Source organism: Staphylococcus sp. MSU001, assembly GCF_052976705.1.
The window spans coordinates 1-10,085 of the sequence record NZ_JBRIKK010000036.1; the positions used below are offsets into that span (position 1 = coordinate 1).

Genomic DNA, 10,085 nt, shown 5'->3' on the forward strand with positions numbered 1-10,085 from the left:
CGGTAAACGCATTGATACTGATGGCGATTTTACATTGTCTAAAAAAGCTATTAAAGAAATTTTAAGTTTATGTATGAAAAAAGAAGAAGATTTAGAAGATGTTAAAATTTCCGAAGTTTTCACTGAAGATTTTTTAAATTCTAATTTTTGGTTATATTGGAAAACAATGTTTGCTTTCGAACCCTGGCATTCAGCAATGGAAATGCGTCGATATCTTATGCGTTTTGTTCACCATATTGGTGGTTTGGCAGATTTTAGTGCTTTAAAATTCACTAAATATAACCAATATGAGTCTTTAGTATTGCCGATGGTAGAATATCTTAAGTCACATGGCGTGCATTTTGAATATGGTATTCAAGTTGACAATATATTGGTCGATTCAACATCATCTACGAAAATTGCACGAGAGATTCTTGTAAACAAAAATGGTAAAACAGAATCTATACCTTTAACATTAGATGATCTTGTTTTTGTAACGAACGGTAGTATTACAGAAAGTTCAACTTATGGGGATAATGACCATCCTGCTCCACCAACGAAAGCATTAGGAGGTAGTTGGACATTATGGAAAAATTTAGCTAATCAAAGTCCGGAATTTGGAAGACCTGAAAAATTCTGTGATCATATTCCAGATAAAAGTTGGCTCGTATCTGCAACTACAACAACTAATAATAAAAAAGTGATTTCTTATATTGAAAAATTAAGTAAACGTGATGTGTTATCTGGACGTACCGTTACTGGGGGTATTGTAACGGTAGCAGATTCAAGTTGGCAACTTAGTTTTACAGTCAATCGTCAACAACAATTTAAGGAGCAACCTAAAGATCAGGTAAGTGTATGGATATATGCATTATACTCTGATGTTAAAGGAGACTTCATTAAAAAGCCAATCACAGAATGTACAGGTAGTGAAATCTGTCAAGAATGGTTATATCATATGGGAGTACCACAAGATGAGTTAGTTGAATTAGCACAAACAGAATGCAATACAATTCCTGTTTATATGCCTTATGTGACAGCGTACTTTATGCCAAGAGCATACAAAGATCGTCCATTGGTTGTTCCTAATGGTTCTAAAAACTTAGCCTTTATAGGTAACTTTGCTGAAACAGAACGTGATACAGTATTCACAACTGAATATTCTGTACGTACAGCTATGGAAGCTGTATATCAATTATTAGAAGTAGATAGAGGTGTACCTGAAGTGTATGCTTCTGAATTTGATACACGTGTACTTATGGATGCTTATTATCAATTAAATGATCGTAAATCATTACCTGAATTAGTTAATAATAACTTCATTAAACGTTCAGTTTTGAAAAATACGATGAAAAAAATACAAGGTACTTTCATTGAAGAATTATTACGCAAACATAAGTTGTTATAAAAATTACACGGTGAGTCTCAAAAAGCAAGAAAAAACATTGCATAAAAACAACAAATATTATAGAATCATAAATATCTCTTTGTATATTTAATTATTTCGACACGTTGATGTTGAAAACTCAATCTACTAACTATTGAGTTCTGACGTTATCTAGTACACCCAGCTAGATAACGTTTTTTTATTATAAAATACATTCTGTTATATGAGATAATGATGAACAAAAAATGAAAAATTTATTTTTTTAGTTTTTTTATAAAATTTAACATTTCAGATATATATCTAACTTTTACACTTAGAATTTCAGGAAGAATCTCTCTAATATTTTCACTATCCCATCCAGATATTTCTTTCCTTATATACCATTTACTATTTTTTAATTTAACTATTCCATTGTCTTTTTATAATATTCAATATTATCACTCCATTGCCTTAATTTTATATTAAATATAACAAATTAAATATTTTCTTACAGTAAAAATTCTGATAGTTTTGCATTCCTAACATATATGATGATATACTGTGTTTAATAAAGAGAATTCCATAGGTACACCAATCCCCCTCACTATTTCCGGTAGTGAGGGGGATTTGATTATGTTAAATATAGTATATCATCCTGAATGGTAGTATAAAGGAAAAGGATAAATAATATATTCATCAAGGGTTGATATCTTGAAAAGTGTAAAAAATTTAAGTGAAGAATTACAGGTTAGTAAGCAAACAATTTTTAATAGCATTAAACGACTAAATATAAAAACGATAAAGCAAGAAAACTCTTCATATATCAAAGAAGATGCCGACATAGAAAAAATTATTCAAAGAGTAAATGCAAATAAAAAGAAATATGGCTTTGAAAGTACAACGAGCACTGAAAAAAGCAATGAGTCAGATAATACTAATTCTAAATTTGAAAATTATACTCAATTAATAGAAACACTTAAAAATAAAATGTCTATTTTAAATAATAAAATTGAAAAACAGGAAAGTTGTCACAAAATGACAATAGAATTTTATAGGAAAGAATTACAGGAAAGGTCGAAGCTACTTAAAAATCAGCAAATATTGATTTTAGAAAGTAATAAGAAAATTCAAAAATTGGAGTACAAACTAGAAGAAGAAGAAAAGCAACTTGACTATACATCTAAGTTTGATACTAGTAATAAACAGACCAATAATGTACAAAAAGCTACTTTTAATGAAAAAGATGAGAAAATAAAAAAACAAATAGCAAAAGAAAGTGAATTCTTTAAGGATGATAATAAATATGAAAAAACAAGTAATAATTCTGTAAATAGTTTAATAAAAAACATAGAAAAGGTTTTTTTAAAAGTATTTTTGGTATTTTAGTGTAATTTTGCATTTTGGATGGATATTGAAAAAAGAAATGTTTAATGATAATTTTAAGATGCTAATATATAAATAAGGGGAAGTGTTGAATAATACATATTAAAAATATAGGTATTATAAAAGTTCAAATGAATGGTGAAGAGATGGTGTCAAACGCTTCTGTTGTTTTTTGGAAAAAAAAACTTCTAATTATTACAGCAGCTCATAGTGTTTTTGATTGGCATTATAAAAAATTCGCAGAATCTATATATTTTTTTGACTATGAAGGAAATGAGATTAATATCAACAGAATTGTTCTAAGTAATAATTGGGTTAGTGAAGGTATTTTGGATTTTGATACTGCTATATTAATTCCAGATAAAACAAATCACTGCAATTACAATAAGATATATCCCAAATTCTTTTATGATAAAGAGCAAAAAATAACTGTTTTATATTTGAAGGATAAATTATTTAAAAAAAAATTAATGTGTCATGAGGCTAATACTTTCGAAGACTATATATACGAATCGAGTATGATTGGGGTAAATCTAAAAGCTAAAGAAGGTTACTCTGGATCTCCTTGGTACTATAAAGATGAAAAAGGAACATATCAAATAACAAATACAAGCCTCTCTTTTAAAAAATATAAAAAATTAACATTTGCTCCATACTGGGGTATGCATATGAAAGAAATGTTTCTATTTTCTGAAAATGTAAACAATGTTAATGAAAAATATATTAATCATATATTATATTAGGAGGTGAAATAATGAATAAAAATAGTGTCCTAAAATTACAAGGTATACGCACAAAAAAATCTACAAATAGCCAAGCATCAAATGCCAGTGTTATGTGTAAAAAACAGAGTAGTGTAAGTGTTGTTTTCTGTGTATTTCCACAAGGAAATAAATAACATTTAATTAAAAAGCATCAACTGAAACATCAGTTGGTGCTAATTTGGAGTTGTTAAGTGTGGATTATAGATATGTAAAATATATAAATAATAGTCGGTATTATACAAAACCTTCTTATGAAAATGAAGGCATTATAAATTTGAAACAAATTCCTCATAATTTTGAAATAGTCCAAGGAGAACATTGGACAAATGTTTTCAATAATACACAACATCTACCTAAACAAGGATGGAAAATACATATATGTACACAATTGAAAGAGGCTAGAAAAACTTTAGATATAGTTTCTGATCTTATGTTCAAAGAAAATGTATCTTTTAAATATGTAAAAAGTATGCACGAATTGATGTTAAAAGATTCAAAATATGGAGATCGGAGTTCTTCGGGGAAGTTTATTACTATTTACCCATCTTCAAATGAACAATTCATAGATTTATTAAAAAAATTGGAACATGAGCTATCTAATCTTCCTAAAGGGCCGTACATTTTAAATGATAAAAGATGGTATAAAAGTAATGTCTATTTTAGATATGGTGGTTTTATGCCTAGGACTTTTAGATATAAGGGGGAGATATTAGATGCTATAGAAGATCCAAATGGAAATCTTATAGAAGATCAAAGAAAGCCCTATTATGTATTACCTGATTTTATTGAGGAACCCGAAGAAATAAAAAAAATGAATTTGGAAGTTGATCATGAATATAAAAGAACTCCTTTAGATGACTACAACATAAAAGAGGCTCTGCATTTTAGTAATGGCGGTGGGGTTTATTTAGCGGAACATAATAAATGGGGTAATGTTGTGTTAAAAGAAGGTCGTCCACACACATCGACAGGCTTCGATAATATTGATGCTTTTGAAAGAGTTGAAAACGAAGGGAAAGTATTGAAGAAGCTTATGAAAGCAAATTATCCAGCCAAAATATATGATTCTTTTTCAGCTTGGGAGCATAAATTTATTGTAGAAGAATATATCGAAGGAGATTCTTTGTCGATTTGGATGGTTAACAAATATCCATTTTCATCAGAATCTAATAATGAAAATTATGTAAAATCTTCAATTAATATCTTAAATCAATTAATTAAAGCTATAAAAGAACTCCACAATTTAAATATAGGTTTTGGAGATCTTCAACCAGCTAATATTATAGTAAGTAAGGAAGAAAAAATAAGATTAATAGATTTTGAAACTGCAGGTTCTATTAATGATTCATTATCCAGTGTAATGACTCCTGGCTTTATAGGTAGTCCTAAAATGAACAAAGGCCAAGGAGACTGGTTTGCTGTACTAAGAATTGCTAAGCAAATGTTTATTCCTATAGGAAGCGTACAAGATATTTCTCATAATTTGGACAGTGTTCATAATAGTTGGATTAAATCAACTTTTGGACAAGAAGCTTTACATATTATAAAAAAAATAGAAAATATATGCAAATATCAAAATTCTAGACCAATGAAAGAATTTATCACTTCTCAAAATAAAACAGTCAGAAATTTTAATTTACTATCTGTTAAAGAAAAACTTATAAATTGTATAAAGAATGATCTAAGAGATGAAGAATTGCTTATGCATGGAGATATAAGACAGTATGAAATGAATTCTGGTAAGTGGAATGTTTTGACTGGTGGATTTGGTGTGATTATGGCGGTTAAAAGGTCTGGAGAATGGGATGAAAAATTTGATAAATGGATTAAGAGTATAGATTACTCCAATTTGGGGCATTTAGAAAATGGGTTATATACTGGGAAAATAGGTATAGCAAATGTACTAATAGAATCTGGATATATAAAAGAAGCAGCAACAATAATTAAAACTATTAATATTGAAGATAGCAACCAAGATATTTCATTGGCATCAGGTTTAAGCGGTTTAGGTTTAGGTTTTTTAAGTATATATTATGAGCTTGAAGAAAATATTTATTTAGATGAAAGTAAAAAAATAGGTGAAATGCTTGAGAATAACTTCAAAGATAATACACCTGTGTATACTTTTGATTATGATATAGTTGATAAAGGATTCCTAACTGGTTGGTCAGGTGCTTCTTTATTTATGTCATGTTTATATAGAGCAACTAATAACGAAAAATGGTTACATCTTTCTCGTAAAATGTTGAACAAAGAGTTAGAAAAGACATTATTTGATGATACTGGACTATTTCAAGTAGATGACGATTTTCGTATACTGCCTTATCTATCTAGTGGTGGCGCTGGTTTAGCAATACCTATGATTGCATATGAAAGTATAGTAAATGAATCGATATGGAGAAAAGAGTTAGAAGGTATATCAAAAATAGCTAAAAGTAAAACATTTTTCAATGGAGGATTATTTCAAGGTACTACCGGTATAGTAGCTATAAGTAATTTATTAGATAACTATTTAAATAAAGAAGATTTGACTAATTCTTCTTTATTTACATTAAATTTACATTTAATTGAAACAGAAAATTGTATTTATTTACCGGGAGATTCATGTTTTAGGGTTTCATCTGATCTTATGTCAGGAACTGCAGGATTGTTAACAGTTGTTGAGGATATTATTAATAATAGTTATTTTTCATGGTTACCTTTACTTAATATAGATAAGCTTATAAATTTAAATAAAATTACAAGGAGGTGAAGTTGGTATATGAAAAATGTATTGGATTTACAGCAAATGAGAAGCAAAACTGGTAAAAAGAAGCCAACAAGAAAACAATCTAGTACTAGTTGGGGATGTGCTCCTTCTAGTAACACTAGTTGGTTTTTCTGTTAAGTTTGTGTGATATTCCTGATTAAGGAGGTGAGTTAACTATGAACAAAGTATTATCTTTGCAACAAGAAACCGTTTCAAAAGAAGTACAATTAAAAGCTAAATCTTCAAAAAGTCAAAACTGTAAGAATAGTAGTCATTCTAGCTGGTTTATTTGCTAGAAATTAAAAGAGGCAATAAGATCGTATTAAAAATACCATCTTATTGTCTCAATTTTTATGGAGTTGTTTAATTTGAATGTATACAATATTTTAAAAATAGCTATTGATAATAAAAGCAAGAAAATTTATTTGGCAGTTATAATTATCATTTCTTTAATTTTCACATTAGCTTCTTTATATTTTCCTTTAATAATAAAAAATATTATAACAGAACTTGAAAAAAATAAAGTGAGTGTTTTTATTATTTGCTATTTAATTTTGTTTTTAATATTAAGGTCAGTTATGGAATCTATAAATGAGTATTTAATAGCTAAACTTGGAAATATAGTTATAAAAGACTTACAACAAAATATTTATGATCGAATAGTAAACTATCCAATATCATTTTTCGATGAATATAATAGTGGAGACTTATCAAGTAGACTAGTAAACGATACAGAAGTAATTAAAGATTTAATAACATTTCATATTCCTAAAGTTATTAATGGATTAGTTATGATTGTTGGGGCTGTTTTTTTAATAGTGTTATTAGACTGGAAATTGACAGTACTAATTTTACTTATATCTCCTGTAATATTTGGAATTATATTTCCATTAATGAAAAAATTAGAAAATACAGGAGAGATACAACAAAATGAAATATCCAATTTTATATCAAAAACTCAAGAAACATTTAAAAATATTAGGATGGTAAAAGCTTCTACTGCAGAACAATCTGAGAGTAAAAGCATTTCTAGATACATAAATAATTTATTTAAAGTAAATTTATATGAAAGTAAGGTTATGTCTTTAGTATCTCCTTTAGTGAACCTTTTACTTATTTTTGGCTTACTAATTATAGCTGGATATGGCGCATATCGAATTCAAAATGATACTTTAACTTTAAGTACTCTTATTGCATTTATAATTTACTCATTCCAGTTAATGAGTCCGATAAGTTCAATAAGTAGTTTTATAGGAGAATATCATAAATCTAATGGAGCTTTTAAAAGCTTAACTGTTATCCTTAGTAAGGATATTGAAAATGCTAACAATACATATAAATATAATTTTAAGTTAGAGGATAAATTAATATTTGATAATGTAAGTTTAGAATTTAAAGAAAAAAAAATCCTTGATAATATCTCTTTTAAATTAAATAAAGGGGAGTCTCTTACAATTATAGGTCCTTCGGGATCTGGAAAAACAACATTATTAAATGTAATAGAAAAATTTTATTATATAAACAGTGGAAGTATAACTATAGATGGTATAGACATTAATGATATCAACACTCAAAATTTAAGATACAATATAGGATTAGTTAGCCAAGATATACCTATTATAAGTGGTACAATAAAAGATAATTTACTATATGGATTGAATAATGTAAGTATTACCAATTTTGAAATTAAAGATATTTTAAAATCTACTATGCTAAAGGATCTTGTTATTAATCAAATTGATGGTATTAATAGTTATGTTGGAGAAAGTGGTAATCGTCTTTCAGGCGGCGAAAAACAAAGAATTAATATAGGGAGAGTACTTTTAAAAAATCCTAATATTATTTTATTAGATGAAGCAACTTCAAATCTAGATAATGAATCCAAATCTGAAATTATTAACTCTATATCTGAAATAACACAAGATAAAACTGTTTTAAAAATAACACACAATATGCATGAGTTAAAAGAAGACGAACAAATATTATTTATAGAAAATGGGAAAATTATTTTTAAAGGAAAACATGGTGAGTTGTTGAAAAACAATGAAAGATATAAAAAATTCATTAAAAATGAGGCTTAGTACTTTACCTATAGTTTAAAATAAGGTATTATACTATATACAGTAGTTAGTATAACTTATATGAGAGGGGCATTATTTAATGAATATTCAATTTAAAAAAGGCGCCTTGGAATTATTAGTTTTATTAATTGTAAAACAGGAAGATCAATATGGGTACTCATTAAGTCAAATTATAACTAATAGGATAGCTATATCTGAGGGTACTATATATCCTTTGCTACGTAAGCTTGTAAGAGAAGAATATTTGGAAAGTTACTATACCCCCTCTAAAGAGGGGCCTTCGAGAAAATATTATAGTATAACTAGTAAAGGTAATGTACGTTTAAATTTACTACTCAGAGAATGGAACAACTTTACTGAAGCAATAAATATGTTTGTGAAAGAGAGTGGTCTTCATGAATAAAGAAGAGTATTTAAGAGTCATTAAAAAAGGAATTAAGAAAGTAGATGCTAAGGAAAAAGAAGATATTTTAAATGAATATGAATCGCATTTTATTAGTGGATATAAAGATAATAAGGATGATGCGGAAATTATTAAAGAGCTAGGTAATCCTATAAAGGTAGCTAAAGAGATAAATGCTGTAAATTCAATATATAAAATAGAAAAGGAAAAAAGTGTTAAAAGCATATTTTCTGCAGCATTTTCTATTATGGGACTTAGTATCTTCAACTTATTTTTAATAATAATTAGTTTTTTTATTTTTTTATTACTCTTACCTTTTGTACTAGCTTACTTTATTGCGGTTCCAATAATGATTTTTTCACCAATAATATTATTAGTAATGGGTTGTATAAATGGCTTTGACACTATTAATACAGGAGACATTTTCGAAGTTATTAAAGGGGTAGTTTTAGGAATTATATTAGCCTTTATTGGTTATTTTATTGCTAAATATTTCTTGAAACTTTTGGTTCTTTATTTGAATTGGAATATAGATGTATATAAAAAGGAGAAATTAAAGTGAAATATATATATATATATTTATTATTGATTTTTTCAATTATTTTAGTGAGTTGCTCTAATTCTATAGATAATAATAATTCTAAGGAAAATAGCGAAGATAAAATAGTAGAAAAACCATTACCTAAAAAAATATTTGATAAGAATAAAAATGGACAATATATAACAGAAAATGAAATTAGAAAATCAATAAAACTGTATTTAGATAAAAATGAAGAATTATCTGAAGCTAGTGAATACTATGAAGATAAAATAGATTCTGAAGAATCGCTGAGTCAAAACGAAATTAAAAAACTTAAGAAGTTAAATAATTTAAATCAAAAAAATGATAAAAATTTTAAAAGCTATATAAAAAGCAACAAATTACCTAAAAGTTACAGAAAAGACACAGAAAGAATAAGTAAATACATTTCTCATTCTAATAAATATTCCCAAAATTTGGAAAAGAAAATTGACAAAATAATAGACAAAGGTATAAATCAAAAAAAAGTATCAATTAAAGATATTGGAGAAATCGAAGATGATAGTACAATAGTGAATGGAAGAGAGCAATCTAAAATAGAAAAATTCTTAAATGAAAAAAATATTACAACTAAAGCCTTTAAAAAATAATTACTTATTCATCAACTTTTTATTTTTACAGTTAGAATCATAATAATTTAAATCAAAACCACCCATTCACACGGGTGGTTTGTTCTACGGCTATAAGCCTTTCTTACTGGCCAGCCCTAAAAGGGCACTGATAGGTCAGCCAACTGCACTACTTTCCCAGCACCCCTAAAGGGGTACTATTTTTTTCGTC

Annotated in this window: 11 protein-coding genes; all 11 read left to right on the forward strand. The window is 27.3% G+C overall.

Annotated elements, in window-relative coordinates:
* Nucleotides 1-1,387 (forward strand): oleate hydratase (locus ACVBFA_RS11405; RefSeq protein ID WP_447158847.1); only part of this gene is annotated, 1,387 nt, incomplete at its 5' end.
* Nucleotides 1,388-2,056: 669 nt separating this feature from the next.
* Nucleotides 2,057-2,731, forward strand: a complete 675-nt coding sequence (locus tag ACVBFA_RS11410) for a DUF536 domain-containing protein (protein ID WP_447158848.1) — start codon at nucleotides 2,057-2,059, stop codon at nucleotides 2,729-2,731.
* A 128-nt stretch (nucleotides 2,732-2,859) separates the two neighbouring features.
* Nucleotides 2,860-3,471 carry a hypothetical protein gene (locus ACVBFA_RS11415; protein WP_447158849.1) on the forward strand — a complete coding sequence of 204 codons (612 nt, stop codon included), beginning with the start codon at nucleotides 2,860-2,862 and terminating at the stop codon, nucleotides 3,469-3,471.
* 11 nt (nucleotides 3,472-3,482) lie between these two features.
* Nucleotides 3,483-3,626: a class III lanthipeptide gene (locus ACVBFA_RS11420; RefSeq protein ID WP_177244154.1), complete on the forward strand. Its 144-nt coding sequence runs from the start codon at nucleotides 3,483-3,485 to the stop codon at nucleotides 3,624-3,626.
* 59 nt (nucleotides 3,627-3,685) lie between these two features.
* Nucleotides 3,686-6,244 carry a class III lanthionine synthetase LanKC gene (gene lanKC, locus ACVBFA_RS11425; protein ID WP_447158850.1) on the forward strand — a complete coding sequence of 853 codons (2,559 nt, stop codon included), beginning with the start codon at nucleotides 3,686-3,688 and terminating at the stop codon, nucleotides 6,242-6,244.
* 9 nt (nucleotides 6,245-6,253) lie between these two features.
* A complete protein-coding gene (locus tag ACVBFA_RS11430; protein WP_447158851.1) occupies nucleotides 6,254-6,379 on the forward strand; it encodes a class III lanthipeptide in 126 nt (41 codons plus the stop codon).
* Between the two features lie 38 nt (nucleotides 6,380-6,417).
* Entirely contained in the window at nucleotides 6,418-6,537 is a 120-nt protein-coding gene (locus ACVBFA_RS11435) for a class III lanthipeptide (protein ID WP_192573743.1), read from the forward strand.
* A gap of 72 nt (nucleotides 6,538-6,609) precedes the next feature.
* Nucleotides 6,610-8,322, forward strand: a complete 1,713-nt coding sequence (locus ACVBFA_RS11440; protein ID WP_447158852.1) for an ABC transporter ATP-binding protein — start codon at nucleotides 6,610-6,612, stop codon at nucleotides 8,320-8,322.
* A gap of 79 nt (nucleotides 8,323-8,401) precedes the next feature.
* Nucleotides 8,402-8,725, forward strand: a complete 324-nt coding sequence (locus ACVBFA_RS11445; RefSeq protein ID WP_011117500.1) for a PadR family transcriptional regulator — start codon at nucleotides 8,402-8,404, stop codon at nucleotides 8,723-8,725.
* On the forward strand, nucleotides 8,718-9,287 hold the full coding sequence (locus ACVBFA_RS11450; RefSeq protein WP_447158853.1) for an HAAS signaling domain-containing protein: 570 nt from the start codon (nucleotides 8,718-8,720) through the stop codon (nucleotides 9,285-9,287). Before ACVBFA_RS11445 ends, ACVBFA_RS11450 begins: the two co-directional genes overlap by 8 nt.
* A complete protein-coding gene (locus tag ACVBFA_RS11455) occupies nucleotides 9,284-9,895 on the forward strand; it encodes an NDxxF motif lipoprotein (protein WP_447158854.1) in 612 nt (203 codons plus the stop codon). Before ACVBFA_RS11450 ends, ACVBFA_RS11455 begins: the two co-directional genes overlap by 4 nt.
* Nucleotides 9,896-10,085 lie beyond the last annotated feature (190 nt).

Coding starts and splice junctions, on each gene's coding strand:
- ACVBFA_RS11415 (WP_447158849.1), top strand. CDS start 2,860: ATGAATGGTGAAGAGATGGTGTCAAACGCTTCTGTTGTTTTTTGGAAA.
- ACVBFA_RS11420 (WP_177244154.1), top strand. CDS start 3,483: ATGAATAAAAATAGTGTCCTAAAATTACAAGGTATACGCACAAAAAAA.
- ACVBFA_RS11430 (WP_447158851.1), top strand. CDS start 6,254: ATGAAAAATGTATTGGATTTACAGCAAATGAGAAGCAAAACTGGTAAA.
- ACVBFA_RS11435 (WP_192573743.1), top strand. CDS start 6,418: ATGAACAAAGTATTATCTTTGCAACAAGAAACCGTTTCAAAAGAAGTA.
- ACVBFA_RS11445 (WP_011117500.1), top strand. CDS start 8,402: ATGAATATTCAATTTAAAAAAGGCGCCTTGGAATTATTAGTTTTATTA.
- ACVBFA_RS11450 (WP_447158853.1), top strand. CDS start 8,718: ATGAATAAAGAAGAGTATTTAAGAGTCATTAAAAAAGGAATTAAGAAA.